General features: G+C 67.9%; 25 protein-coding genes and 1 pseudogene. 17 read left to right on the top strand and 9 right to left on the bottom strand.

The features are described from left to right. Window positions 1–120 precede the first annotated feature (120 nt). On the top strand, window positions 121–1395 hold the full coding sequence (clpX, locus tag LXX_RS03890; RefSeq protein ID WP_011185697.1) for an ATP-dependent Clp protease ATP-binding subunit ClpX: 1275 nt from the start codon (window positions 121–123) through the stop codon (window positions 1393–1395). A gap of 99 nt (window positions 1396–1494) precedes the next feature. Here the strand turns inward: clpX and LXX_RS03895 are convergent. The 7 genes and pseudogenes from LXX_RS03895 to LXX_RS15405 form a co-directional block, all read right to left on the bottom strand. Beyond that, window positions 1495–3516: pseudogene (locus tag LXX_RS03895) on the bottom strand (M3 family metallopeptidase). 156 nt (window positions 3517–3672) lie between these two features. Then, on the bottom strand, window positions 3673–3939 hold the full coding sequence (locus tag LXX_RS03900; RefSeq protein WP_011185698.1) for a hypothetical protein: 267 nt from the start codon (window positions 3937–3939) through the stop codon (window positions 3673–3675). Further along, complete coding sequence (locus tag LXX_RS03905) at window positions 3939–4409, bottom strand: GNAT family N-acetyltransferase (RefSeq protein ID WP_011185699.1); 471 nt, start codon at window positions 4407–4409, stop codon at window positions 3939–3941. The genes LXX_RS03900 and LXX_RS03905 overlap by 1 nt, the downstream gene beginning before the upstream one ends. Window positions 4410–4448: 39 nt before the next feature. Next, on the bottom strand, window positions 4449–4895 hold the full coding sequence (locus LXX_RS03910; RefSeq protein WP_041767284.1) for a GNAT family N-acetyltransferase: 447 nt from the start codon (window positions 4893–4895) through the stop codon (window positions 4449–4451). Further along, window positions 4892–7498 carry a valine--tRNA ligase gene (gene valS, locus LXX_RS03915; RefSeq protein ID WP_041767286.1) on the bottom strand — a complete coding sequence of 869 codons (2607 nt, stop codon included), beginning with the start codon at window positions 7496–7498 and terminating at the stop codon, window positions 4892–4894. Before valS ends, LXX_RS03910 begins: the two co-directional genes overlap by 4 nt. 106 nt (window positions 7499–7604) lie before the next feature. Continuing rightward, window positions 7605–8195: an MFS transporter gene (locus LXX_RS15400; protein ID WP_223227711.1), complete on the bottom strand. Its 591-nt coding sequence runs from the start codon at window positions 8193–8195 to the stop codon at window positions 7605–7607. A 43-nt stretch (window positions 8196–8238) separates the two neighbouring features. Further along, window positions 8239–8925, bottom strand: coding sequence for an MFS transporter (locus tag LXX_RS15405; RefSeq protein WP_223227712.1), 687 nt, complete (start codon window positions 8923–8925; stop codon window positions 8239–8241). A gap of 62 nt (window positions 8926–8987) precedes the next feature. On the opposite strand from LXX_RS15405, the gene LXX_RS03925 reads away from it, so the two are divergent. The 5 genes from LXX_RS03925 (at window position 8988) to ndk (ending at window position 15330) form a co-directional block, all read left to right on the top strand. Continuing rightward, entirely contained in the window at window positions 8988–9737 is a 750-nt protein-coding gene (locus LXX_RS03925) for a TetR/AcrR family transcriptional regulator (protein ID WP_011185702.1), read from the top strand. Between the two features lie 109 nt (window positions 9738–9846). Continuing rightward, window positions 9847–13137, top strand: a complete 3291-nt coding sequence (ileS, locus tag LXX_RS03930; RefSeq protein WP_041767288.1) for an isoleucine--tRNA ligase — start codon at window positions 9847–9849, stop codon at window positions 13135–13137. Continuing rightward, entirely contained in the window at window positions 13134–14501 is a 1368-nt protein-coding gene (locus LXX_RS03935) for a bifunctional folylpolyglutamate synthase/dihydrofolate synthase (protein ID WP_011185704.1), read from the top strand. The genes ileS and LXX_RS03935 overlap by 4 nt, the downstream gene beginning before the upstream one ends. After that, window positions 14498–14911 carry a DUF4233 domain-containing protein gene (locus LXX_RS03940; protein ID WP_011185705.1) on the top strand — a complete coding sequence of 138 codons (414 nt, stop codon included), beginning with the start codon at window positions 14498–14500 and terminating at the stop codon, window positions 14909–14911. Before LXX_RS03935 ends, LXX_RS03940 begins: the two co-directional genes overlap by 4 nt. Next, window positions 14908–15330, top strand: a complete 423-nt coding sequence (gene ndk / locus LXX_RS03945) for a nucleoside-diphosphate kinase (RefSeq protein WP_011185706.1) — start codon at window positions 14908–14910, stop codon at window positions 15328–15330. The genes LXX_RS03940 and ndk overlap by 4 nt, the downstream gene beginning before the upstream one ends. Before the next feature lie 147 nt (window positions 15331–15477). Here the strand turns inward: ndk and LXX_RS03950 are convergent, their stop codons facing one another. Then, window positions 15478–16095 (bottom strand): vitamin K epoxide reductase family protein, encoded by a 618-nt coding sequence (locus tag LXX_RS03950; RefSeq protein WP_011185707.1) that lies wholly within the window; start codon window positions 16093–16095, stop codon window positions 15478–15480. 320 nt (window positions 16096–16415) lie between these two features. On the opposite strand from LXX_RS03950, the gene LXX_RS03955 reads away from it, so the two are divergent. Further along, window positions 16416–18923, top strand: a complete 2508-nt coding sequence (locus LXX_RS03955; protein ID WP_041767290.1) for an Rne/Rng family ribonuclease — start codon at window positions 16416–16418, stop codon at window positions 18921–18923. Between the two features lie 27 nt (window positions 18924–18950). On the opposite strand, the gene LXX_RS03960 is transcribed toward LXX_RS03955, so the two are convergent. Continuing rightward, on the bottom strand, window positions 18951–19220 hold the full coding sequence (locus LXX_RS03960) for a DUF4031 domain-containing protein (RefSeq protein WP_011185709.1): 270 nt from the start codon (window positions 19218–19220) through the stop codon (window positions 18951–18953). A 264-nt stretch (window positions 19221–19484) separates the two neighbouring features. On the opposite strand from LXX_RS03960, the gene rplU reads away from it, so the two are divergent. The 10 genes from rplU (at window position 19485) to LXX_RS04010 (ending at window position 26723) form a co-directional block, all read left to right on the top strand. Then, a complete protein-coding gene (gene rplU / locus LXX_RS03965) occupies window positions 19485–19793 on the top strand; it encodes a 50S ribosomal protein L21 (protein ID WP_011185710.1) in 309 nt (102 codons plus the stop codon). A gap of 29 nt (window positions 19794–19822) precedes the next feature. Next, window positions 19823–20080: a 50S ribosomal protein L27 gene (gene rpmA, locus LXX_RS03970; RefSeq protein ID WP_011185711.1), complete on the top strand. Its 258-nt coding sequence runs from the start codon at window positions 19823–19825 to the stop codon at window positions 20078–20080. 87 nt (window positions 20081–20167) lie between these two features. Next, window positions 20168–21712 carry a GTPase ObgE gene (gene obgE, locus LXX_RS03975; RefSeq protein ID WP_011185712.1) on the top strand — a complete coding sequence of 515 codons (1545 nt, stop codon included), beginning with the start codon at window positions 20168–20170 and terminating at the stop codon, window positions 21710–21712. Then, on the top strand, window positions 21709–22521 hold the full coding sequence (proB, locus tag LXX_RS03980; protein WP_011185713.1) for a glutamate 5-kinase: 813 nt from the start codon (window positions 21709–21711) through the stop codon (window positions 22519–22521). The genes obgE and proB overlap by 4 nt, the downstream gene beginning before the upstream one ends. A 10-nt stretch (window positions 22522–22531) precedes the next feature. After that, window positions 22532–23797, top strand: a complete 1266-nt coding sequence (locus LXX_RS03985) for a glutamate-5-semialdehyde dehydrogenase (protein WP_011185714.1) — start codon at window positions 22532–22534, stop codon at window positions 23795–23797. Window positions 23798–23855: 58 nt separating this feature from the next. Continuing rightward, window positions 23856–24092, top strand: a complete 237-nt coding sequence (locus LXX_RS03990; protein ID WP_011185715.1) for a hypothetical protein — start codon at window positions 23856–23858, stop codon at window positions 24090–24092. Between the two features lie 11 nt (window positions 24093–24103). Then, window positions 24104–24706, top strand: coding sequence for a nicotinate-nucleotide adenylyltransferase (gene nadD, locus LXX_RS03995; protein WP_011185716.1), 603 nt, complete (start codon window positions 24104–24106; stop codon window positions 24704–24706). Beyond that, on the top strand, window positions 24703–25995 hold the full coding sequence (locus LXX_RS04000) for a hypothetical protein (protein WP_011185717.1): 1293 nt from the start codon (window positions 24703–24705) through the stop codon (window positions 25993–25995). Before nadD ends, LXX_RS04000 begins: the two co-directional genes overlap by 4 nt. A 49-nt stretch (window positions 25996–26044) precedes the next feature. Continuing rightward, on the top strand, window positions 26045–26416 hold the full coding sequence (rsfS, locus tag LXX_RS04005; protein WP_011185718.1) for a ribosome silencing factor: 372 nt from the start codon (window positions 26045–26047) through the stop codon (window positions 26414–26416). 61 nt (window positions 26417–26477) lie between these two features. Beyond that, entirely contained in the window at window positions 26478–26723 is a 246-nt protein-coding gene (locus LXX_RS04010) for a zf-TFIIB domain-containing protein (RefSeq protein ID WP_011185719.1), read from the top strand. Window positions 26724–26753 lie beyond the last annotated feature (30 nt).

Here is a 26753-nt window from a genome sequence, read left to right on the forward strand (position 1 = left end):
TCCCGTTCTGCTGTTGGCGAAACGGCGCGCACGGCAAATACACGCAAAGTGCGAGCCAAATGTCCGCGCCACGGTCTAGGCTCATGCCTGAGACCCGCAAGCGGAGGAGGGCGGAGACAGATGGCACGCATTGGGGAGAGCGCCGATCTGCTCAAATGTTCCTTCTGCGGCAAGAGTCAGAAGCAGGTGCAGCAGCTGATCGCCGGGCCCGGGGTGTACATCTGCGATGAGTGCGTCGAACTCTGCAACGAGATCATCGAGGAGCGGCTGGCGGAGGCGGGCGAAGAGGCCTCCAGCGAATTCGATCTGCCGAAGCCGAAGGAGATCTTCGGTTTTCTCGAGGAGTACGTCATCGGCCAGGAGCAGGCCAAGCGTTCGCTCGCCGTCGCAGTCTACAACCACTACAAGCGCGTCCGCGCACGGCAGGCCATCACCGCTGCGGACGCCATCGACGATGTCGAGATCGCGAAGTCGAACATCCTGCTCATCGGTCCGACCGGCTGCGGCAAGACCTACCTCGCGCAGACGCTGGCCCGCCGGCTGAACGTGCCGTTCGCAGTAGCGGACGCGACCGCTCTGACCGAGGCTGGATACGTCGGCGAAGACGTCGAGAATATTCTGCTGAAGCTCATCCAGGCTGCCGACTACGACGTCAAGCGTGCGGAGACGGGCATCATCTACATCGACGAGGTCGATAAGATCGCCCGCAAGGCTGAGAACCCCTCGATCACACGGGATGTGTCGGGCGAGGGCGTGCAGCAGGCACTGCTGAAGATCCTGGAGGGCACGGTCGCCTCGGTCCCGCCGCAGGGTGGACGCAAGCATCCCCACCAGGAGTTCATCCAGATCGACACCACAAACGTGCTGTTCATCGTGGCCGGGGCCTTCGCCGGGCTGGAGGACATCATCTCCAACCGCGCGGGCAAAAAGGGCATCGGCTTCGGCGCCCCGCTGCACTCGAAGGGCGATGACATCAACCTCTTCAGCGAGGTGCTGCCCGAGGACTTGCACAAGTTCGGGCTCATCCCGGAGTTCATCGGCCGCCTCCCGGTGGTGACCACCGTGACCCAGCTCGATCAGGACGCGCTGATGCAGATCCTGACCGAGCCGAAGAACGCGCTCGTCCGCCAGTATCAGCGGATGTTCGAGCTGGATGGCGTGCAGCTCGAATTTGACCACGCGGCTCTGGAGGCCATCGCCGACCTCGCCGTGCTGCGCAAGACCGGCGCCCGCGGTCTCCGCGCGATCATGGAAGAGGTGCTCGGGCCGATCATGTTCGAAGTCCCGTCTAGCTCGGAGGTCGCCCGGGTCGTCGTCACGAAGGAGGCCGTGCTCGAGAACGCGGCCCCGACGATCGTCCCGCACCGCCCGCGCCGCGAGGAGAAGTCGGCGTAGAGCCGGTTCGTTCGGCGGCGGAGCGGGAGACGAGCGCCCCGGCGCGGCGAGAGGCCCTGCGGCTGCTCCCGTGCGCGCAGGCCGCTCTCGTTCAGTTCGTCAGCCGCCCAGCCCGCGCCGCTTCAGCAGCGGCTCGATCACGGCATCCCGGCCGCGGAAATCGCGGTAGGCCTCCAACGGGTCCTTGGAGCCGCCGACGCTCAGAAGGCGTTGCCGGAAGCGTTCGCCGTTCTCACGGCTCAGGCCACCGTTCTCCTTGAACCACTCCACGGTGTCGGCGTCGAGCACTTCGCTCCAGATGTAGGAGTAATATCCGGCGTCGTAGCCGCCGGAGAACGTGTGCGCGAAGGAGGTGCTGGCGTACCGCGGTGGGATAGCCGGGTTGTCGAGACCCGCTTTTGCCAGGGCGGCCTCCTCGAACGCGGCGACATCGGCGACGGTGTCGCCGGCGGCGATCGTGTGCCAGGCCTGGTCGAGCAGGGCGGCGGCGAGGTACTTGTTGGTCGCAAAGCCCTCGTTGAAGCTCTGCGAGGAGTGGAGCCTGTCGACGAGTTCCTGCGGAATCCGTTCGCCGGTGAAGTGGTGGACGGCGTAGTTGGCCAGGATCTCGGGCCACAGCATCCACATCTCGTTCACCTGGCTCGGGAACTCGACGAAGTCGCGAAAGACGTTCGTTCCGGTGAACTTCGGGTAGGTGACATGCGCGAACAGACCGTGCAGCGCGTGACCGAACTCGTGGAAGAGCGTGTTGGTCTCGTCGTAGGTGAGGAGCGTGGGCTCGCCCGCGGCCGGCTTCGGGACGTTGAGGTTGTTCACCCCGACGGTCGGGGTGCCGAGCAGGGCCGACTGCGAGATGAGCGGGTTCATCCAGGCCCCACCGCGCTTCGAGTCGCGCGTGTAGAGGTCCAGGATGTAGAGGCCGAGGCCGGAGCCGTCTTCGTTGCGAACCTCGAAGACGCGTGCTTCCGGGTGGTAGGCCAGCAGATCCGGCCGCTCCTCGAAGCTCAGGCCGTAGAGCTGGTTCGCGGCGAAGAAGACGCCGTCTCGTAGGACCCGCTCCGCCTCGAAGTAGGGACGCATCGCGGCGAAATCGACGTCGTACTTGGCCTGACGCACTTTGCCGGTGAGGTACGCCAAGTCCCAGCTGGCGACGGGCTCGCCGCCGGACTGCTCTGCGAGGTCGGCCTGTTCGGCGCGTGCGTTGCGGGCAGCCGGGAGCGCCAGGCGGCCGAGCAGGTCGGCGACGGCCTCCGGGTTCTTCGCAGTCTCGTCGGCGATCACGAGGGCAGCGTGCGTGTCGAAGCCGAGTAGGCGGGCACGTTCGGCGCGCAGGCGGGTGATTTCGAGGATGAGATCGCGGTTGTCGTGCTTCCCGCCGCGGGTGACGCGGGCGTGGGAGGCGGCCATGATCCGCTCCCGGGTCGCCCGGTTCCTCAGATTCGCGAGCCACGGGTGTCCGGTTGGGAGCACCAGCGTCACCACGTACTTGCCATCGAGTCCACGGTCGCGGGCCGCCTCTGCGGCGGAGAGCTCGCCGTGGCCGAGTCCGTCGAGCTCTGCGGCGGTGTCGAAGACGACAGCGAGTTCGTTGGTGTCGGTGAGCAGGTTCTTCTCGAAGCGGGTGGTCAAGATAGACAGGCGCTGATTGAGGTCGCGCAGCTTCTCCTTGTCCTCCTCGTTCAGCCCGGCGCCGGCGAGCAGGAACTCGGTGTGGTAGCGCTCGATGAGGTAGCGCGATTCGGCGTCGAGCCCGAGCGAGTCGCGCTGATCGTAGAGCGTTGAGATGCGAGCCGAGAGGTCGGGGTTGAGCCGGATGGCGTCTTAGTGTGCGGAGACCAGCGGCGCGATCTCCTCTTCCAGCGCGTTGGTGAAGTCTGTGCTGTCGGCAGAAGACTTGTTGAAGAACACTTCGGCGACGCGCAGCAGTGTCTGCCCGGAGCGTTCCAGCGGCAGCATCGTGTTCTCGAAGGTCGCCGGCGCGGCCACGTCGGCGATCGCGGCCACGTCGGCGAACCCGCGCTCGAAAGCGGGCCGGTAGTGCTCATCGCGGATCTCGGCGAAGGGCGGCAGCTGATAGGGGAGGGGACTGAGCGCGAAGAACGGATTGGAGGTGTCGGCCATTCCTCCACTCTAAGAGCATCGGTCTCCCGCACGCGGGCCGGGCCATCCCGAATTCTCCGCGCCGAGTGTCCTGCCGAAAGGCGGATGCGGTGGAGGCTGCCTGGGACACTGCCGCCGTCCTGACCCCGCCGCTGCGTTGAGTCGCAGACGGAAGCCTCAGCGCTCCTCGGCGTCGCCCGGATCGGTCTCGGCCGGCTGGGCGATGGCCGCGGACTCCTCGGCGGGGTCGTAGTGGATGACCGTCCCGTCGTCGAGTTCGACGATGGGACGGCCCTCCAGCCAGGTCAGCGTCCAGCGCCAGCCGTCGGTCTCCACACCGGTGGCGGCCAGTTCCCGCTCGACAGCCGTGACCGCATCGGAGACGGCAGCGGGGAGGGAAGCGGAAGCCTGTTCTCCGACGGCCCAGCGGGTTCCCAGTTGCATCAGGTCTTCTCTCCCTTCTCCGGGGCGACCAGGTCGATCTCGTAGGTGACCCAGGAAGTGCGGCTCGCCACCGAATCGTAGACGCGCTGGGCGTGGGCGTTGTCGTGGTCGGCGATCCACTGCACCACGCCGAGGCAGCTCTCTTCAGCGAGGGAACGGATCGCCTGGATGAGGTCGTGGCCGACGCCGTGCCCGCGCTCAGTGTCGAGCACGAACAGATCGTCGAGGAACAGTCCGCGGTCGCCTTCCAGCGGGCGTGCGAACTCGCGGACATGGGCGAGACCGACGATGCGGCCGTCGTCCACGGCGAGGTAGCCCGACTCTTCGTGCTGGGCATCGGTGAGCCAGGACCAGAGCGTCAGCGCTTTCTGATCGGTCAGCTCGCTCTCACAGAACTCCGCGTACTTCGCATACAGATCGAGCCAGGCGAAGAAATCGCCTTCCCGAATCGGCCGCACGTCGATCGACATCGGTTCCTCCTCTCGTCTCCGGACACCGTTCGGCTGGTCTCAAGGGACGAGGTCGTAGGTGACCCACTTCGTCTTCTCCGCGACCCTGTCGTAGAGTTCGCGGGCGGTCTCGTTGTCCTTCGCGGTGATCCAGCGGACCACGGAGAGGCCACGCTCCCTGGCGGTCTCGCGCAACCGCTCCAGCAGTGCGGCGCCCGCGCCCGCGCCGCGCGCTCCGGGGCGCACGAAGAGGTCGTCGAGGTACAGGCCCCTGTTCCCGTCGAGGGGGCGGACGAACTCGCGGGCGTGCGCGAGGCCGATCGGAGTGTCCTTCTCGTCCACAGCGAAGTAGGCTTCCAGCGGGTTGCCCGCGTCGGTGATCCAGCTCCAGACCAGGAGCGCTTTCTCATCGGTGACCGGGGTCTCGTAGAACTCCCCGTACCCGGTGTAGAGGTCGAGCCAGGCGAAGAACTCGCTGTCCTCCACGCGCCGGACAGTTGCCGTCATCGCTCCTCCTCGGGCGCCTGCGTGAGAACGATATCCGCGACCGCCAGGTCTGCTCCCGCCGTGAAACGCAGTTCCACGATTCTGCCCACCGAACGGAGGTCGTCAGCGGCCGACTCGATGACGGCGAGGTCGCCCGCAGGACCGGCGATGACGGCCGAGTCGACGGGCGTGCGCTGCGAGGCCTTGGCGGCGGTCTTGGCCCCGCGGATGCCGGTCAGAGCGCGGCCGAGCACGTTGAGGACGGCGCGGGCGTCGTTCCCGCCCACGGAGGTCTCGGCCGCTGCCGGCCAGGCGGCGAGGTGGACGGAGCCTTCGTTCCACCACCTCCACGCTTCCTCCGCCGCGAACGGAAGCACCGGAGCGAACAGGCGCAGGAAGGCCGAGAGCGCCATCCGCAGCGCCACGACGGCCGACACCTGTCCGGTGGAAGCCTCGCCGTAGGCGCGCTCCTTCACGAGCTCAAGGTAATCGTCGCAGAACGTCCAGAAGAATGTCTCCGTCGTCTCCAGCGCACGGGCGTGGTCGTAGGCGTCGAGCGCTGCGGTCGCGTCCGTGATCACGTCCGTGAGCTGCTGCAGCATGCTGCGGTCCAGCGGGACGGTGACCTGAGCGAGGTCGAGCGAGGCCGGGGCGTCGAAGCCGAGGATGAACTTGGCCGCGTTGAGCAGCTTGATCGCGAGCCGTCTGCCGATCTTGATCTGCGTCGGGTTCTGCGGGTCGAAGGCGGCGTCGGTGCCGAGTCGCGAGGAGGCGGCCCAATAGCGCACCGCGTCCGAGCCGTGACGCTCCAGGACGTCGGCGGGGGTGACGACGTTGCCCTTGGACTTCGACATCTTCTTGCGGTCGGGGTCCACGATGAATCCGGAGAGGGCGGCGTGCGTCCACGGAGCGACGCCGTCCTCCAGCTGAGAGCGCAGCAGAGTGGAGAACAACCAGGTGCGGATGATGTCCTGGCCCTGCGGTCGCAGATCGTACGGGGACACCGCGGCGAACAGCTCATCGTCGCGGTGCCAGCCGCCCGCGAGCTGCGGGGTGAGCGACGAGGTCATCCAGGTGTCCATCACGTCGTGCTCGCCGACGAAGCCGCCCGCCTGTCCGCGCTGCTGCTCTGTGTAGCCGGGGGCCGCAGCCGAGGACGGGTCGATCGGCAGAGACTCCTCCAACGGCAGGATGGGCGCGTCGAACACGGGATTGCCGCCCGCGTCGAGCGGATACCAGACCGGGATCGGCACGCCGAAGAAGCGCTGGCGCGAGATCAGCCAGTCGCCGGTCAGCCCGTTCACCCAGTTCTCGTAGCGCACCCGCATGAAGTCCGGGTGCCAGTCGATGCCGCGGCCGAGTTCGATCAGCCGTTCGCGCAGCTCCTCGTCGCGGGCTCCGTTCTTCACATACCACTGGCGGGTGGAGACGATCTCCAGCGGCTTGTCGCCCTTCTCGAAGAACTTGACCGGGTGCTGGATGGGCTTGGGCTCGCCAACCAGATCACCGGAGGCGCGCAGCAGCTCCACGACGGTCTGCTTGGCCGAGAACACGGTCTTGCCGGCGAGCTGGGCGTAGGCTTCCCGTCCCGCTTCGGTGTCGATCGCCTCCGGGGCGTCGCTGACGATGCGGCCGTCGAAGCCGATGATCGCGCGGTTCGGCAGGTCGAGTTCGCGCCACCACGTGACGTCGGTGATGTCGCCGAAGGTGCAGATCATGGCGATGCCTGATCCCTTGTCCGGCTGGGCGAGGTGGTGGGCGACCACCGGCACCTCCACGCCGAACACCGGCGTGCGGACGGTCGTGCCGAGGAGCGGCTGGTAGCGCTCGTCGTCGGGATGCGCCACCAGCGCCACGCAGGCCGGCAGCAGTTCGGGCCGGGTGGTCTCGATGAACACCGGTCCGGCCTCGCCATGGAAGGCGACGCGGTGGTAGGCGCTCGGCTGATCGCGGTCCTCCAGCTCCGCCTGCGCGACGGCGGTGCGGAACGTGATGTCCCACAGCGTCGGCGCGAGCGCCTGGTAGGCCTCGCCGCGCTTCACATTGCGCAGGAAGGCGAGCTGCGAGGTGCGCAGCGACTCCTCGCCGATGGTCCGGTAGGTCTGCGACCAGTCCACGGAGAGCCCAAGTGAGCGCCACAGCGCCTCGAACTGTTTTTCGTCCTCGACCGTCAGCCGCTCGCACAGTTCGATGAAGTTGCGCCGTGAGATGGGCTTCTGGTCGGCGGCCTTGCTGGATTTGTTGTCGCCGCCCTCGAAGGGCGGTGTGAGTCCGGGCTCGTAGGGGAGCGTCGGGTCGCAGCGGACGCCGTAGTAGTTCTGGACGCGCCGCTCGGTGGGCAGGCCGTTGTCGTCCCAGCCCATCGGATAGAAGACGCGCTTGCCGAGCATCCGCTGGAACCGCGCCACGACGTCTGTGTGCGTGTAGCTGAACACGTGGCCGATGTGCAGGGAGCCGGAGGCGGTGGGCGGCGGGGTGTCGATCGAGTAGACGGCGTCACGGCCGGCGGCGATGGCCGCGGCGCGGTCGAACAGATAGGTTCCGTCTTCCTGCCAGCGGCTGCCCCACTTGCCTTCCAGCCCCTCCAGTGCGGGTTTCTCGGGCACGGAGTTGACAGCGCTCATGGTGTCTCCGATCGCGATATATGCGGCACCGTGTCCACGGGGTGCCTGAGTGTCGTTGTCCGTCGTCAAGATTAGCGCACACCCGTCTCTGGCACGGTGGGCCGCCTCAGGCGTCGATCAGGGGCTGACGCCGAGATGCGACCCACGCCGAGAGCAGGGAGATCACCGACATGACCGTCAGGACGATGCCCGGATGCCACCACGCGTTGCCGGTCGCGTTGCCGAGCATCAGCGTCAGCGGGGGCACGAACGCGGTCAGGAGCGCCGCGATGCTGTACGCGACCGAGAGCGCGCTGTAGCGCACCTCGCTCGGGAACAGATCCGCCATCAGCCCGCCGAGCCCCGCCCAGGCGAGCGTGGGCAGGATGCCGCCGACGACCATCGAGCCGACGAGCACCCCGAAAGTCGCCGATTGGAGCACGAAGTACATCGGGAAGGCGATGAGCAGCGTCCCGGCCGCTCCGATGGCGACGATGCGCGCTGAGCCGATCCGGGTGGCCCAGAGGCCGAACAGCGGGATGGTGACCAGCTGGAGCAGGCCGCCGATCGTAGTGGCGATGAGCAGATCCCGAAAGGAGAACTTCAGGACGGACGTGCCGTAGTCGACCATGTAGGTGTTCATGAGAGAGTACGACCCGATGCCCAGCACTCCCGCGCCGACCGCGAGCGCGAAGCCGGCGGGCGCTTTGCGGAACATCTCGATCAGCGGGAAGCGCTCGCGCCGGCCGGCCTCCAGCAGTTTACTGATACACTGGCGTCTCGTCGATCGACCAGCGCAGGTAGAGGGAGACGAGCAGCAGCGGGAACGCCGTCAGGAACGGGATGCGCCAGCCCCAGGCTGCGAGGTCGGCGCTCGGCAATTCGACCGTCAGCACGATGAACACGGCAGCGCTCAGGATGCTCCCCGCCGGCGAGCCGAGCTGGGGGAGGGCCGCGGAGAACCCGCGGCGCTTCGGGCTCGCGTACTCGGTCGCAAGGAGGATGGAGCCGCCCCATTCGCCGCCCAGCGAGAGCCCCTGCACGAGCCGCAGGGCGACGAAGGCCACGCCGCCGAACCATCCCGCGGCCGCATAGTCGGGCAGCACGCCGACCAGGCCGGTGCTCACGCCCATCAGCAGGATCGTCGTCAGTAGCACCGGCCGCCGCCCGATCCGGTCGCCCAGATGGCCGAAGAGGATCGCACCGACCGGGCGGATGACGTACCCTGCCGCGATGGCGAGGAAGCCCGCGAGCACACCGCCGAACGGCCCGAGCGGCGCGAAGAACAGCGGCCCGGCGAAGAAGGCCGCGAAGAAGGCGTAGAGGGAGAAGTCGTACGATTCGAGGGCAGTGCCAACGAATGACGCGATGGTGACGCGGCGGGCCGTGCCACGGGGGATGCCTGGGCGCTCGGCGTCGTCGGCGACGGGTGTGGCGGTGGAAGTCACAGTCGCCCTTCTGGCGGGGATAGGGAACCGGGTCTCATAATAAAGCAAGGAGGAGACAGCGCATGAACTCCAGAAATTCCGGGTCCGGCCGTCCGCGCGCCTCCTCGCGCGAGACGCTGGCCGAGGCCGCGGCCGAGCTGTTCCTGGAACAGACCTACGCGGGAACGACAGTCGACGACATCGCACGTCGGGCGGGCGTGAGCCGGGCGACCTTCTTCAACTACTTAGCGTCGAAGAGCGATTTGCTTTGGCTGGAGGTCGACGAGGCGCTCAAGGGCTTCCCCGAGCTACTCGTCGCGCCAGGCGCGGGCATCCTGCCGATGGACGCCGTGCTGATCGCCGTGCTCCGGCTCGCGGAGGGATTCGGCCCCGGCCGGCTTCCGCTGGCCGTCACCCAGGTCGAACTGATGGAGACGGACGCTGAACTTCAGGCGTCTGCGCTGCCGCGCTTTCTGGCGGTGGTGAGACAGATCGCGGCGGCGATAGCCGCGCGGACGGGGGACGACGCGGAGGGGCCGCTGCCCCGCGGCGCGGCGGCGGCCGTCGTGGGCGCCGGTGTCGCCGCAGTGGGGGTGTGGGCCCGAGCGGGGGTCGGACGAGGGCCGCTGAAACCTTTGGTGCGGGAGGCCGTCGAGCCGGTGTGCCGGGGCTACACGACCGCGCTCCTCTCCGCGACGGCCGGCCCCGCGGAACGGGCTAGAATGGACGGCACAGACATCGACCCGGCCATCACCGGCGAGTCTTCGGAAGAACAGTGGGGCGGCCCGCTCAGTAGAACCGAACGGGTGCGGCCCGTCACAGCCGGTGAATGAGTGGCCTCATCCGGTGTCGTGGCCGGAAGGGGCAAGCGGGGTGGTACCGCGACGGTCGCGACAGCGTCCGGCGTCCTCGTGCAGAACAGCGAAAACTGCCAGGAGAGAAATGCCGTACCCTTTGCCCGCGCCGGACGGCCAGGAGCCCGAGGCTCAGCCTGTGACCCCCTCGCCGGTGTTCCCGGAGATCGAGGAGGATGTGCTCGCGTTCTGGGACCGGGACGGCACTTTCCACGCCTCCATCGACAACCGCGACGGCGCTCCCGAGTGGGTCTTCTACGACGGCCCGCCCTTCGCCAACGGCCTGCCGCACTACGGCCACCTGATGACGGGGTACGCCAAAGATGTCTTCCCGCGCTACCAGACCATGCGCGGCAAGAAGGTCGAGCGCCGCTTCGGCTGGGACACCCACGGTCTCCCTGCCGAGCTGGAGGCCGAGCGGCAGCTGGGCATCACCGACAAGAGCCAGATCGAGGAGATGGGCCTCGCCGCCTTCAATCAGGCCGCGAAGGACTCCGTGCTCAAGTACACACGCGAGTGGCAGCAGTACGTCACCCGCCAGGCGCGCTGGGTCGATTTCGACAACGGCTACAAGACGCTCGACACGACCTACATGGAGTCGGTGATCTGGGCGTTCAAGCAGCTGCACGAGAAGGGGCTCGCCTACGAGGGCTATCGCGTCCTGCCGTACTGCTGGCGCGATCAGACGCCGCTGTCCAACCACGAGCTGCGGATGGACGACGACGTCTACAAGATGCGGCAGGATCAGACCGTCACGGTCACCTTCCCGCTGACCGGGGCGAAGGCCGAGTCGCTCGGGCTCACCGGTGTGCGTGTGCTCGCCTGGACGACGACACCGTGGACGCTGCCCACAAACCTGGCGCTGGTGGTCGGCCCCGATATCCAGTACGCCGTGGTGCCCGCCGGCCCGAACGGTGCGGCCGACGCGCACGGGCGGCCGGACGACGAGGTGCTGAGCGGCGAGTACCTGCTCGCCATCGACCTGGTCGGGAACTACGCCAAAGACTTGGGCTATGGCTCGCCCGAGGCCGCGCGCGCCGCCGTCACCCGAACCATCCCGGGCCGTGAGCTGGAGGGGGTCACCTACGACCGCCTCTGGGACTACTACGCGGACGCTGCGACCTGGGGCACGCAGAACGCGTGGCAGATTCTCGTGGACGGCTACGTCACCACCGAGGACGGCACCGGCATCGTCCACCAGGCCCCGGCCTACGGCGAGGACGACCAGCGGGTCTGCGAGGCCGCGGGCATCCCGGTCATCATCTCGGTGGACGACGGCGCACGGTTCCTGCCGGCCGTTCAGGATGTCGCGGGCCTGCAGGTCTTCGAGGCCGGCAAACCGCTCATCAAGCTGCTGCGCGAAGAAGGCCGCCTGCTGCGCCAGGCGAGCTACGAGCACTCGTACCCGCACTGCTGGCGCTGCCGCAATCCGCTGATCTACAAGGCGGTCTCGAGCTGGTTCGTTCGTGTCACCGATTTCCGCGACCGGATGGTGGCTCTCAACCAGGAGATCACCTGGGTGCCCGAGAACGTCAAGGACGGCCAATTCGGCAAGTGGCTCGCGGGGGCACGGGACTGGTCGATCTCCCGCAACCGCTACTTCGGCTCGCCGATCCCGGTGTGGAAAAGCGACGATCCGGACTATCCGCGAGTGGATGTCTACGGCTCGCTGGCCGAGCTGGAGCGCGACTTCGGCCGCCTGCCGCTGAATGCCGCAGGCGAGCCGGATCTGCACCGGCCGTTCGTTGACGACCTCACCCGGCCGAATCCGGACGATCCGACCGGGCGCTCGACCATGCGCCGCATCCCGGACGTGCTCGATGTGTGGTTCGACTCCGGCTCGATGCCGTTCGCGCAAGTTCACTACCCCTTCGAGAACAGCGACTGGTTCGACTCCCACAATCCCGCCGACTTCATCGTCGAGTACATCGGGCAGGCGCGCGGCTGGTTCTACCTGCTGCATGCGCTCTCGACGGCGCTGTTCGACCGGCCCGCGTTCACGAACGTCATCAGCCACGGCATCGTGCTCGGCAACGACGGCCAGAAGGTGTCGAAGTCGCTGCGGAACTACCCGGACGTCAACGATGTGTTCGACCGCGACGGATCGGATGCTATGCGCTGGTTCCTCATGTCGAGCCCGGTGCTGCGCGGCGGCAACCTCGTTGTGACCGAAGAGGGCGTCCGCGAGGGCGTCCGCCAGGTGCTGCTGCCGCTGTGGAATACGTGGTACTTCTTCTCGCTGTACGCCAATGCGACGGGGTACGAGGCGAAGCGGTCCACGGCATCCGCCGCTGTGCTCGACCGCTACCTGCTGGCCAAGACCCGTGATCTCGTGGAGGCTGTGACGGCCGACCTCGACGCGCTCGACTCGACGCTCGCCTCGGCGAAGCTGCGAGACTTCGCCGATCTGCTCACCAATTGGTATGTGCGCCGCTCGCGCGACCGGTTCTGGGCGGGTGTCGATGGGGAGGGCGCCGGCGCTGAGGCGTTCGACACGCTGTACACGGTCCTCGAGACCTTGACGCGCGTGGCCGCACCGCTGCTGCCGCTCGTCACCGAGCGGATCTGGAAGGATCTGACCGGCGGGCGCAGCGTCCATCTCACCGACTGGCCGGACGCCGCCGAGCTCCCGGCCGACGACGCCCTGGTGGCCGCGATGGACCGGGTGCGCGCGATCAGCTCCACTGCGCTGTCGCTGCGCAAACAGGCGGGGCTCCGGGTGCGGCTCCCGCTCGCCTCTCTCACGGTCGTGGCGGAGGGCGCCGCCGCTCTGGCGCCGTTCGAGGCCATCCTGCGCGATGAGCTCAACGTCAAAGCCGTTTGCTTGGTCGAGGGCGAGCACAGCGGGGTCGACCGGGCGCTGACCGTCAAAGCCCGCCAGCTCGGCCCGCGCATTGGCAAGCGGGTCCAAGAGGTCATCCGTGCCGCCAAGAGTGGCGACTGGTCGGAGGCAGACGGTGTCGTGACCGCCGGCGGCGTCGAGCTGGAGCCGGGCGAGTACGAGCTCGCTGTCGTGATCTCCGCGCCGACCGCACGGTTCGAGAACGGCGTGTACATCGAACTGGACACCGCGCTCACACCGGAGCTGGAGGCCGAGGGTCTGGCCCGCGACATCATCCGCGCCGTGCAGGACACCCGCAAGGCGGCCGGCCTGGGCGTCAGCGACCGCATCGCCCTCACTCTCGCGTTCGAGAACGGCGGCGATGCCCGCGTGCTCGGCCTCGCGACGGAGGTCGACATCGCGAGTGAGACGCTCGCACGGACCGTCCAGGTCGCGGCGGCGGCCGGCGCGTTCGTGAAGACGTTCGGAGCCGGGCAGTTCGCCAACGTGGGGGACTTCACGGTGGGCATCACGAAGATCGAGGAGGCGGACGAGTGAGCGACGACGAGAGGCTGAGGGACGAAGCGGAGGCCGTCTACCAGGCCCTGCTCGGCCGCATCGGCGAAGCGGCCCCCGAGCGCCGTCTAGACGCGACCCGTCGTGCCATGGAACTGCTGGGCGACCCGCAGCGGGCGTACCCGATCATCCATATCACCGGCACCAACGGGAAGACCTCGACCGGCCGCGTCACGGAGAGCATTCTGCGCGCCTACGGTCTGCGCACCGGACTGATGACGAGCCCGCACCTCGTGCGCTTCAATGAGCGCATCGTGATCGATGGCGAGCCGATCGGAGATGGGGCGCTGGTGCGCACCTGGGAGGACATCCACCCGTTCCTGGAGCTTGTGGACGCGGAACTGGAGCAGCAGGGCAAAGCCCCTCTGACCTTCTTCGAGGCGCTGTCAGCGCTCGCGTTCGCGGCGTTCGCGGACGCCCCCGTGGATGTCGCGATCATCGAAGTCGGGATGGGCGGGGAGTGGGACTCCACCAACGTCGGCGACGGCCAGGTGGCGGTCTTCACCCCGATCTCGCTCGAGCACACCAAGCAACTCGGCAGCACCGTGCGGGAGATTGCCCGCACGAAATCGGGGATCATCAAACCGACGGCGGATGTCGTGACCTCCGCGCAGCCTCCCGAAGCCCTGTTCGAGCTGGAGGAGACGGCGCGGCTCACAGAGTCCAGCCTCATGCGGCAGCCGCGGGATTTCGATGTCGTCAGGACGCGTGTCGCCGTCGGCGGGCAGCTCGTGACGGTGCGCGGGCGCGCTGCGACCTACGAGGATGTCTTTCTGCCGCTGTACGGAGACCACCAGGCTCAGAACGCGGCGGTAGCGGTGGTGGCCGTCGAGACGTTCCTCGGCCGCGGCGTACCGCCGCTCAAGGCCGAGCTGGTGGAGGAAGGCTTCGCCACGGCCACGTCGCCGGGCCGGCTGCAACTCATCGGCATCGAGCCGAGCGTCCTGGTCGATGCGGCTCACAACCCTGCGGGCGCCGAGGCGCTCGCGGAGGCGCTCGGGCGGTATTTCGACTTCGAGGAGATCGCCTTCGTCGTCGGCAGCCTTGGCGACAAGGACGCACGCGGCGTCATCCACGCGCTCGCCCCGCGAGCGACGCAGTACTTCGTGACGGAGCCGGCTTCCGACCGCGCACTCCCCGCGGAGGAGCTCGGCGACATCGTGCGCGACGAGGCCGGTGAGGAAGCCGCCCTCGTCTTCTCCGACGCGCTCGACGCGCTGGAAACGGCCCGCGAGTGGGCCGGTGAGCGAGCGCGCCGCGCCGTCGTGGTCACCGGCTCCATCCTTCTCGTCGGCGCTGCCATGGCGTACGCCGAGGAGCGAGGCTGGAAGGAAGCCGCCTCGTGAGCCCGGCCGGAGAGCAGGAGCGTCCGGAGAGGCAGCGGCCGGAGTCCCCGGCCGGTCGCCCCAGTCGCCGCCGCTCCCTCCGCGAGAGCCTCGGCTCGATCGTCCTCGGTTTCGAACTCATCATCGTCTTCCTGGGCGCGCTCGTCGTCTCCGGCCTCGGTGCGCTCTCCCCCGCCGTCGCTCTCGGCGGGGGAGCCGGTGTCGTCCTGCTCACGATCGTCGCGATAGGCCTCCTCCGGGCCTCCGTCGGTGTGTGGCTGGGCTGGGTCGTCCAGCTGATCGTCATCGCTGCCGGTTTCCTCGTCCCCGCCTTCTTCATTGTGGGTGCGATCTTCACGGCCATGTGGACCTACTGCATGATCGTTTCCGCCCGCCTCGACCGATCACCAACTGAAACGGAGACCCCATGACCACCGCCGTCGAAGAGACCCTCGTCCTCGTCAAGCCCGATGGAGTCGCCCGCAACCTCACCGGCGAGATCCTCCGCCGCATCGAGGCCAAAGGCTACTCCCTCGTCGATATCCGGATGGTGCAGGCCGACCGCGTACTCCTCGCCAAGCACTATGCCGAGCACGAGGGCAAACCCTTCTACGAGCCGCTGGTGGAGTTCATGGAGTCGGGTCCCCTCGTGGCCATCCGGCTCGCCGGCAACCGGGTCATCGAAGGCTTCCGCTCCTTGGCGGGAGCGACCGACCCGACTACGGCGCTCCCTGGCACCATCCGCGGAGACCTCGCCCGCGATTGGGGCCTCAAGGTGCAGCAGAACCTCGTCCACGGCTCCGACTCACCCACATCCGCAGCCCGCGAGCTCGCTCTCTGGTTCGGCTGAGCCCCTCCTCTCCCCGCTCCGCTCTCGGCAGCCTCACGCTGGCAAAGGCCATGCACAAAAGGGAGGAGATCACGGCCAAGCTGGCCGAGATCTCCTCCCTTTGCCGCATTTCGCCTCTTTCGGAGCCGAGAGGCTCTGGACAGGGGTTTAGACGAAAGCGCGGTTGATCCAGTCGAGCTGAATCTGGGCCAGGATGGCGACGAGCGCGTAGGAGAGCACAGTGATGAGCGGTACCCAGCCGTAAAGGATCTCGAAGATTCGGCGTCCGCGCTCGGGCAGCGGGATGGTGCCCTCTTTCAGGTTGTAGAGAGTAACCGACCAGAAGATCGGGATGGTCACGGCCCAGGTGACCATGCACCAGGGGCAGAGCACGTTGAGCGTGGTCAGCGATTCGGTGATGAGGAAGACGACCAGCGCCAGCGCCAGCGCCATGCCCGCGTTGAAGGCGAGCCAATACCAGCGGGCGAAGCGCGACTTCACGGCGAGGAGGCCGATGCCGACGGCGATCACGGCGGTCCAGCCGCCCAGGCCGATGATCGGGTTGGGGAAGCCGAGCAGGGATCCCTGCCAGGAGTTCAGGTTCTTGCTGCACCCGATCAGGACGTTGAAGTTGCAGGAGAGATGCGCGTCGGGATTCTCCATCAGATGCACTTTGTCCAGCATGAGCATGAAGGCTCCCCAGAGGCCGATGGCTCCGGCTGCGACGAGAAGGATGGCGAGGGCGTTCGGGCGGCGATAAGCCGCCGGGGCAGTCGAATCTGACACAAGTCGGATTATGGCATGCGCGCCGAGGGGCCGACTGAGACAGGCGGCCCGGCGCTAACGGTGCCGGAGCCGTTGCCGTACGATAATCGTTGGGTAGTCGTCCTGGGAAGCACCAGGAGACGCCGATTGAAGGCTTGAACAGGCGCACGGTGCGCCCGTGACAATGGCTGGCCACGCTGGCCGGCGAAGACAGTGAGCCGGATGCGGGCCGCGCCACGAGCCGACCGCGTCCGACAAGGATTACGGGGAGCGCCTGAGCCGCCCCGACGGAGAGTACCCGGCGAGTGGGCGACCGCCGCCGGTCGAGGAGTGCATCAGCAATGGTGGAAAACGAGAATATCGACAACACGAACGCTACGAGCACGGAAGGGGAGGGCACCGGACGCAAGCGCCGCGGGATCTTCGGAACCCGCCGCGCCGGACGATCTGCTCTGTCCACGGGTGCGGCCGAGCCGGCGGCAATCACCGCTGAACCGGTCGAGACCGCCGCAGTGGCGGTCGATCGGCGCGCCGAGACGCTGCCCGCTCCCGGAGACGGCGCCGGCCCGGCAGCGGAGAGGGCAACCACCGAGAAGGTCGCGGCAGAACCGGGCTCTGCGCCGTCCGCTCCTGTCGCCGCCCATGAGCCGCCCGCCTTGCCGGAGCCCCACGGCGAGCAGCCGGACGCCGACGCGACGCTCTTCCCGGCCGTTCCGGGCCTGCCGCCGACGGCGCTCCTCTTCCAGGCGCCAGAGATCATTCCGCTGCCGCCGCTCCCTGACGGCGAGGAGGAGCCCTCGGCCACCGTCCGCCGCCGCTTGCGCCGCCGTGCCGGCGAGCCGGGCCGCTCCGACACGAACGACCCCGCCAGCACTGTTGTGAAGGTGCGCGCGCCGCGGGAGCCGGAGCTCATCACCGAGCCGCAGAAGGTCAAGGGCTCCACGCGCCTGGAGGCCAAGAAGCAGCGTCGCCGCGACGGCCGCGCCGCCGGCCGCCGCCGGCCTGTCATCACCGAGGCCGAGTTCCTCGCCCGGCGCGAGTCCGTCGACCGGCAGATGGTCGTCCGCTCTAAAGGTGGCCGCATCCAGATCGGCGTCCTGGAGGATAAGGTCCTGGTCGAGCATTACGTCGCCCGTTCGCAGGAGGCGTCGCTGATCGGCAACGTTTACCTGGGCCGGGTACAGAACGTGCTGCCGAGCATGGAAGCGGCGTTCGTCGACATCGGCCGCGGCCGCGGCCGCAACGCGGTTCTCTACTCCGGCGAGGTCGACTGGGATGCAGTGGAGACCGGCAACCAGCCGCGCCGCATCGAGCTGGCGCTGAAGCCCGGAGATCGTGTGCTCGTCCAGGTCACGAAGGACCCGGTCGGCCACAAAGGCGCCCGGCTCACCAGCCAGATTTCGCTCCCGGGCCACTACCTCGTCTACGTACCGAACGGCTCCATGAACGGCATCAGCCGCAAGCTCCCGGACACCGAGCGTTCGCGTCTCAAGAAGATCCTCAAAGAGGTGCTCCCGGAGAGCGCCGGCGTGATCGTGCGCACGGCCGCAGAGGGGGCGACCGAGGAGCAGCTGACGCTCGATGTGACCCGCCTCACCGCGCAGTGGGCGGACATCTCGAGGCAGAACGAGACCCAGCAGGCGCCCGCGCTCCTCCATAGCGAGCCCGACCTCCTGATCAAGATCATCCGGGATGTCTTCAACGAGGACTTCCAGAAGCTCGTCATCGCCGGGGACGACGCGCGCCAGACGATCGAGAGCTACTTGCGTCAGGTCGCACCCGATCTGCTCGACCGCGTCGAGGCCTACACCGGCGAGCGCGATGCGTTCGACGAGCACCGCATCACCGAGCAGATCGAGAAGGCGCTGGAGCGCAAGGTCTGGCTGCCTTCCGGCGGCTCGCTTGTCATCGACCGCACCGAGGCGATGACCGTGGTCGACGTCAACACCGGCAAGTTCGTGGGCTCGGGCGGCAACCTCGAAGAGACCGTCACCAAGAACAATCTGGAGGCGGCCGAGGAGATCGTGCGCCAGCTCCGGCTGCGCGACATCGGCGGCATCATCGTCGTGGACTTCATCGATATGGTGCTCGAGTCGAACCGCGATCTCGTGTTGCGCCGCCTGATCGAGTGCCTGAGTCGCGACCGCACGAAGCACCAGGTGGCCGAAGTCACCTCGCTCGGCCTCGTGCAGATGACCCGCAAGAAGCTCAGCCTCGGCCTGCTGGAGACCTTCAGCGAGGCGTGCGAGGTCTGCGCCGGCCGCGGTGTGATCGTGCATCACGATCCGGTTGTGAAGAGCCGCCAGCCTCAGCAGCCGCAGAATGAGCGCCGCCGCGGCCGAGGTGGCAACGGCAGCGGCTCTTCTGCTCCGGCACACAGCGGCTCCGGCACTCATGCCATCACCGATGACGCGAAGAACGCGCTCGCGCAGATCGCGGCCTCCACCATCCACGCCCACGCCGTCGACGAGGGGGCGAAGCCCGTGGAGGGCGCTGCCTCCGTCGCGGAGGCTCAGGAGACGCCCGCTCCGAAGAAGCGTCGCCGCAAGGGCAAGAGCGCGCAGCGCGACGAGCAGAAGACCGCGGCGGCCGGGACTTCCGGCGAGGACGTCCCGGCCGCCGCAGGTCCGGACCGCGTCGTCCTGCCGGTCGTCGACCTGCTGGACGCCGCTCCTGCTCCCACAGCGAAGACATCGACCGTCGAAACCGAACTGCTGCTCGACTCGGTCCTTGACTCGCTGCCGCAGCCGAAGGCGCCGGACGCGGGGCGCAAGCGCAGCCGCCGCGAATCCACTGCGGTCATCGCCGGGGGCGAGCTCGCTCCTGCGGACGGCGACCAGCAGCCCTGATCGGCGTCCTCCGCGACCGCCGCCGGCTCAGTGCCCGCGGAGGCCGCGTGCGCGCACCCGCAGTCCGCTGGCGATGAGGCGTGCGACGAGTTCCCTCCCAGGCACGGGACGCGCTCCCGCCGCGATCAGCTCGTCGTAGCGCTTGTCGGGGATGTCGTAGTGGTCGAGGTCGAACGCTCGCGCTGGGACGCCGGCGGCGGCGAAAGCGTGCAGTTCGTCGATCGAGGAATCGCTGACCAGGTGGGACCACAACATGCCGTGCGCGTGCCATGCCGGGGGATCGATCAGGACCGTCATAGAATGATTCTAGGAACCGGCCCGATCGACGGCGCCGGCGGTCTCGGTGCCCTTCGTCAGATTGACGGGTTGTGTGGTGTCGAGTAAATTTGATCAATGGTGTGCGTCGGGTGAATCCCGGCCATCCACACGGTTTTCTGAGAGTCCCCCGGCGTGCGAAGCGACGGGGACGGACTCGCCAGTAACTTCCTGAACATCAGAAAGAGCAGGATCAGGTCTGCGGTCACGCCGCGACCTGCTCCCCGACGAAAAAGGTACGTGAAAGTGGTTTACGCAGTTGTGCGCGCCGGTGGCCGGCAGGAGAAGGTCGAGGTCGGCACCATCGTGACGATGGACCGCGTGAAGGACGGCGAGAACGGCACCATCGAGTTGGCCGCTGTGCTGCTTGTCGACGGTGACAAGATCACCTCGGACGCGAAATCGCTCTCGAAAGTCACGGTCACAGCCACCGTGCTGGAGGACCTGCGCGGCCCGAAGATCGTCATTCAGAAGTTCAAGAACAAGACCGGCTACAAGAAGCGCCAGGGCCACCGTCAGGAGCTCACGCGCGTCAAGATCATCGGCATCAAGTAGCCGAGAGAACCTTTCGAGGAGAAGAAGACATGGCACACAAAAAGGGAGCGAGTTCCACTCGCAACGGTCGTGACTCGAACGCTCAGCGCCTCGGCGTGAAGCGCTTCGGCGGCCAGACTGTCAATGCCGGTGAGATCCTGGTCCGCCAGCGCGGCACCCACTTCCACCCGGGCGCCAATGTCGGCCGCGGCGGCGACGACACCCTGTTCGCCCTGGCGGCGGGCTCGGTTGAGTTCGGCGCCAAGGGCGGCCGCAAGGTCGTCAACATCGTCGCCGTCGAGGCCTGAGCCGCGATCACGGTTCACACCTGAGAATGGGCGGGCTTCGGCCCGCCCATTCGTCGTTCCACCCCTGATCAGACCGAGGAGCACCACATGGCGACGTTCGTGGATCGCGTGACGGTGCATCTGCGCGCCGGAAACGGCGGAAACGGGTGCGTGTCCGTCCGCCGGGAGAAGTTCAAGCCGTTGGCAGGACCGGACGGCGGAAACGGCGGAAACGGCGGGGACATCGTTCTCGTGGCCGACCCGCAGGTGACCACGCTGCTCGGCTACCACCGGCGCCCGCACCGCTCGAGCGGCAACGGCGGCTTCGGGATGGGCGACCACCGCAGCGGCCACACGGGCGAGGACCTGGAACTGCCGGTTCCGGTCGGCACGGTCGTGAAGTCGTCTGAGGGTGCGGAGCTGGCCGATCTGACCGAGCCGGGCATGCGCATCGTGGCCGCGCCCGGTGGCATCGGCGGCCTCGGCAATGCGGCGCTGTCGAACCCGAAGCGCAAGGCTCCCGGGTTCGCACTGCTCGGCACTCCGGGCTGGGAGGGCGATATCCTCCTCGAACTGAAGACTGTCGCGGACATCGCGCTGGTGGGCTACCCCTCCGCAGGCAAATCGAGCCTGATCGCTGCGCTCTCGGCGGCGAAGCCGAAGATCGCGGACTATCCGTTCACCACCCTCCATCCCAACCTCGGCGTCGTACAGGTGGGCGACGTCCGTTACACGGTCGCCGACGTGCCCGGATTGATCGAAGGCGCGAGCGAGGGCAGGGGGCTCGGCTTCGAATTCCTGCGCCACGTCGAGCGCTGCTCGGCTCTGCTGCACGTCCTCGACTGCGCGACCCTCGAGCCGGGCCGCGATCCGCTGAGCGACCTGGATGTCATCCTGGCCGAACTCGCCGCCTACCCCGTTCCGGAGGGCCAGCTGCCCCTGCTCGAGCGTCCGCAGCTGATCGCGCTCAACAAGATCGACGTGCCAGATGCCCGGGAATTGGCCGATTTCCTGCGCCCGGACCTGGAAGCGCGCGGCTACCGCGTGTTCGAGATCTCCACGGTGAGCCACGAGGGGCTGAGGCCGCTGTCGTTCGCCCTCGCGGAGCTTGTGGAGCGGGCGCGCAAGGAGCAGGCTGTTCTCGACGAGACCCGTCCGCGAATCATCGTGCGCCCGAAGACCGTGGACGACTCGGGCTTCGTCGTCAAGGTCGAAGGTGGCTCGGAGGGCCCGGTCTACCGTGTTCTGGGCGCCAAACCCGAGCGCTGGGTGGCCCAGACCGACTTCCAGAACGACGAGGCGATCGGCTACCTCGCCGCTCGGCTGGCGAAGCTGGGCGTCGAGGATCAGCTGGTGCGGGTCGGCGCCGTCGCCGGTTCGACGGTCGTCATCGGGCGCGAGAACGGCGTCGTGTTCGACTGGGAGCCGACGCTGACCTCCGCGGCGGAGCTGATCTCCTCCCCGCGCGGCACCGATGCACGCATCGGTGTGAACGCCCGTCCGACGCGCGCTCAGCGGCGGGAAGACTACTTCGATCGCATGGACGCGAAGGCCGAAGCCCGTGCGGAACTCCTCCGCGAGCGCGAGGCTGGCCTCTGGAAGGACGACGACGCGGCCGTTCAGGGTGGGAGCGAGGAGACAGGAAGGGAATGACCATCGACGACCGCGGCCAGATCCGCTCCGCCCGGCGCATCGTTGTGAAGGTGGGCTCCTCCTCCATCAGCGGCGAGAACGCAGGCCAGATCGGCCCGTTGGTGGACGCCCTGGCCGAAGCCCACGGCCGCGGTTCGCAGGTCGTCCTCGTCTCCTCGGGCGCGATCGCGACGGGCATCCCGTATCTCGCCCTCACGGAGCGTCCGAAGGATCTCGCCACTCAGCAGGCTGCCGCCGCAGTCGGGCAGAATGTGCTCATCTACCGTTACCAGGACAGCCTCGACCGGTACGGCATCGTCGCCGGTCAGGTGTTGCTGACCGCGCGCGACGTGGAGAATCCGACGCATCGGAGCAATGCGAAACGCGCGATGGAGCGGCTGCTCGATCTGCGCATTCTGCCGATCGTCAACGAGAACGACACCGTTGCGACGCATGAGATCCGCTTCGGCGACAACGACCGCCTCGCCGCGCTCGTGGCGAAGCTGGTCGAGGCCGATCTGCTGGTACTCCTCTCCGATGTGGACGCGCTCTACACCAAACCCCCGCAGGAATCCGGCGCCGAGCGGATCGCCCACGTCGGCTGGAACGACCAGCTGGAGGGCGTCGAGATCGGCTCGGCCGGTCCCTCCGGCGTCGGCACCGGCGGCGCACTGACGAAGGTCTCGGCGGCTCGTCAGGCCGCCGAGCACGGCACAGCGGTGGTGCTCACCGCGACCTCGCTCGTGGTGGATGCGCTTCGCGGGGAGCCGGTCGGCACCTGGTTCGCGCCGGCGCAGGAGACGGCCGTGGAAAGCGCTCCGGCGTCCTAGGATGAGGAATATGTCACCGACCTCCACCGCCACCTCGCTGACCGACCGGTTCTCCGCCGCCAAACGCGCTTCGATCGCTCTGGCCATCGCCTCCAACGCCGAGAAGGACGCCGCCCTGCGCGGTATCGCCGAGGGCGTCCTCGCTGCGGCGGACAGCATTCTGGCGGCCAACGCGGTCGACCTTGCCACCGGGCGGGAGAACGGGCTCTCGACCGGCCTGCTCGACCGTCTCACGCTCACCCCCGCGCGGCTGCAGGGACTGGCGGACGCCGTGCTCGAGATCGTCGCGCTCACCGATCCCGTCGGCCAGACGGTGCGCGGGAGCGCCCTCCCGAACGGAGTGAAGATCACCCAGATCCGCGTCCCGTTCGGCGTGGTGGGAGCGATCTACGAGGCCAGACCCAATGTGACCATCGACATTGCGGCGCTCGCGCTGAAGAGCGGCAACGCAGCGGTGCTACGCGGCGGCAGCGCTGCGATCGCCACCAACGGCGTGCTCGTCGGCGTGATCCAGGAGGCTCTGGCCGCCGCGGGACTCCCCGCGGACGCGGTGCAGACGATCGACGACTTTGGGCGAGAGGGCGCGAATGGGCTCATGCAGGCACGCGGGTTCGTCGACGTGCTCATCCCGCGCGGCAGCGCCGGCCTCATCCAGATCGTGGTCACCCAGTCGGCGGTCCCGGTCATCGAGACCGGCGCGGGTGTGGTCCACATCGTTCTGGACGAGAGCGCGCGCGAAGACTGGGCGGTCGATATCGTGCGCAACGCCAAGGCGCAGCGTCCCAGCGCATGCAATGCGGTGGAGACGGTGCTCGTGCTTCGGGCGGCCGCGGAGCGGTTGCTGTCTCCGGTCCTGGGCGCGCTGACCGAAGCCGGGGTCACCATCCACGCCGATGAGATCGCTCTGCCGCACTCGCCGGGCGCGATCGCCGTGACCGCGGAGGACTACGCGACCGAGCACATGAGCCTCGACGTCTCGGTGCGGGTCGTGGACGATCTGGATGCTGCGATCGAGCACATCCGCACCCACTCCACCCAGCACACCGAGGCGATCGTGACGAACGACCTCGCCAATGCGGAGCGTTTCCTGAACGAAGTGGACTCCGCGGTCGTCATGGTCAACGCCTCCACGCGCTTCACCGACGGCGGCGAGTTCGGCTTCGGCGCCGAAGTCGGGATCTCCACCCAGAAGCTTCATGCCCGCGGCCCGATGGGGCTGCCGGAGCTCACCAGCACGAAATGGATCGTCCGCGGGGCCGGTCAGGTCCGCAGCTGACCGTTCGCTAGACTCTGTAACGGCCCCGGGCCATGCGCTTCGAAAGGATCACCAACCGATGTCTCACCTGACAACCGTACTCGCTGCTGCGGAGGCCCACATCGAGTTGCCAATGCCCGCCTGGGCGTACGGCGCCATCGCGGCCGTGATTTTCGCTGCGCTCCTGATTGTCACGCTCAGCTACCGCGACGTCGCGAATCGCCACAGCCACCGCTCGGACCCGGATGCGGCCGCGCACGCCGGCGCCCCGGGCGCGGCCCACCACGGCAGCGGCCATCCGACCCAGGGGCACTGAGCCGCTTCGGCATGGAGCTGACGGAGAAGAGCCGGCCACGCATCGGCGTGATGGGCGGAACCTTCGATCCCATCCATCACGGTCACCTCGTGGCTGCGAGCGAAGTCGCGCAATCCTTCGATTTGGACGAGGTCGTCTTCGTGCCGACCGGCCGCCCTTGGCAGAAGGGCGCGGTGACCCCGGCCGAGCACCGGTACTTGATGACGGTGATCGCCACCGCCTCGAATCCGCGCTTCACGGTGAGCCGGGTGGATGTGGACCGCATCGGCCCGACCTACACGATCGACACTCTGCGCGACCTCCACGAGGAGCGGCCCGAGGCCGAACTGTTTTTTATCACCGGAGCCGACGCCATCGCGCAGATTCTCAGCTGGCGCGACGTCGAGGAACTGTGGAAGCTCGCGCACTTCGTGGCTGTGAGTCGCCCGGGACATGACTTGAGTATTTCTGGACTCCCACAACAGGACGTAAGCTTGTTGGAAGTTCCGGCCCTCGCGATCTCTTCGACCGACTGCCGGGATCGGGTGAACAGGGGAATGCCGGTCTGGTATCTCGTCCCAGACGGGGTTGTCCAGTACATCTCCAAACACCATTTGTATCGGAGCGTGGCATGACTTTGTGGCCTGATCACCAGGCAGATGCGGATACCCCGCCACGCACACGGCGACAGGTCCGGGAGAACGAGCGCACGGCGACCCACCGGGCCGGCGCGTCGACCCCGGCGGGGGAGTCCGCGGCTGCCGCCAGGTCGCAGTCGCGCGATACCGGGGCAGGGGCCGCCGAGGCTCCTTTCGCCGCGGACGAGCAGCCCACCATCCCACCCACGGCCTTCGCGGCGGGTGGTTTCGAAAGTCTGCTGTTCAGGGCTGAGGCCGCCGCGGAGTCGGAGAAACCGGTCGAGAACAGCTTCGGGCTGTTCCGGCAGGCGTCCGCCCCGGAAGAGAGTGCATCGTCCACCCGGCCCGTGCCCGTCATGCCGCCAGCGAACGAGGGTGGCAGCTCCGGTGAGCGGCGGCTCACCCGCCGCGAGCTGCGCGCGATGCTTCAGGCTCAGGAAGCCAACCAGCACACGACCGGCGTCGCGCCGAGCGTCGCCCCAGCGTTCCCGGTGACGTTCACCCCCGATCTGGACGCGGTGCGTCCCATAGAGCCGGCAGCGGGTGTGCCGCCGTCCGCTCCCGCGGCCTCCGGCGGCGCGATGCCCAGTGGCCAGAAGGCGGCGTGGCCGTTCGCGGCCCCGGAAGCGGAGACGAGCGTCACAGCGTCGCCGGTCTCGCCGTTCACCGCTTTCGGCGCGCAGGTCGACCCGGGGGCATCCCGCCCGGTGGCGCCCGCGGCGCCCGCGCAGACGTTTCCCTCACCCGGGAAACTGACTGCACCGGAGAGCGGGGACGGCGGCCCGGCAGCTGCTGAGGAGCGCCGGCCGTTCACACCGCCCACGGGGCACTGGTCGGCCGGGACCGAGTTCGACGAGAAGAACGAGCCGGTCACCACGCGCAACGTCGCGCACTCGGCAGCTGCGACGACGACCAACGCACTGATCCTGCCTTCGCTGCCGAAGCCAGATGCGACACTGCCTCTGACCAGCACCGGTGAGATCCTTGTTACCGGCTCGATCGACCTGCCGCGCGCGCTCGGTGCGACCGGAGCTATGCCCGACCGCATCGACTCCTCGGACATCGACCGGCTGCTCGACGGCGAGGAGAACGAGTTCAACACCTCCGATTCCGCTCCTATTCTCGCGTCGCGTGCGATCAGTTCGCACACGTCCACGCGGAGCGTGATCCCGCCGCCGAAGAAGCGCGGGAACGCTCTGCCCGTCGTCTTGATGATCACCGCGGGCGTCCTCGCCGTCGGCGTCCTCGGCCTTCTCATCACCGCTTATGCGCTGAACATGTTCTGATGACGCTGCTTCACCGCCTCCGCCGACTCCGTACGAAGGACCGCCACCCGTGACCGCCACCCAGCACGCCAGGGACATCCTGCTCATCGCAGCGGCCGCCGCCGACGCGAGGAGCGGGACAGATATCGTCGCGCTGGACGTCTCAGGCCCCTTGCCACTGACGGACGTTTTTCTCCTGGTGAGCGGCCGGGTCGAGCGCACGGTCATCGCCATCGCCTCCGAAGTGGAAGACCGCCTCAACGAGGCCGGCATCCGCACGCTGCGCCGCGAAGGCACGTCTGAGGGGCGCTGGGTTCTCCTTGATTTCGGCGACCTCGTCGTCCACGTATTCCACGAAGAGGACAGGATGTACTACAGCCTTGAGCGCCTCTGGAAAGACTGCCCGGCTCTCCCGCTGCCCGTCCCTGAGCGCGCCGAGTAATCTCGGCTGGTTCCCGGCTTTGTCTGGGAGTTCTCTCATGAAAGCTGGTTTGGATGGAGCCGTGAAGTGCCCCACCGACAACAGCACCCTCATCATGAGCGAGCGCACCGGCATCGAGATCGACTACTGCCCGGAGTGCCGCGGCGTGTGGCTCGATCGCGGTGAGCTCGACAAGATCATCGAGCGCTCCGCAGCGCCTGCGGCTGAGCCGATCCCTGCTCGGTACGATGAGCGGCGTTTGCACCCTCACAACCCTTATCCGCAGAAGAAGCGTCGCGAGAACTGGCTCAGCGAGCTCTTCGACTGAGGTCGCAAGCAGCACACGCCCGGGATGGGG

The sequence above is a fragment of the Leifsonia xyli subsp. xyli str. CTCB07 genome, from assembly GCF_000007665.1.
Lineage (GTDB): Bacteria > Actinomycetota > Actinomycetes > Actinomycetales > Microbacteriaceae > Leifsonia > Leifsonia xyli_C.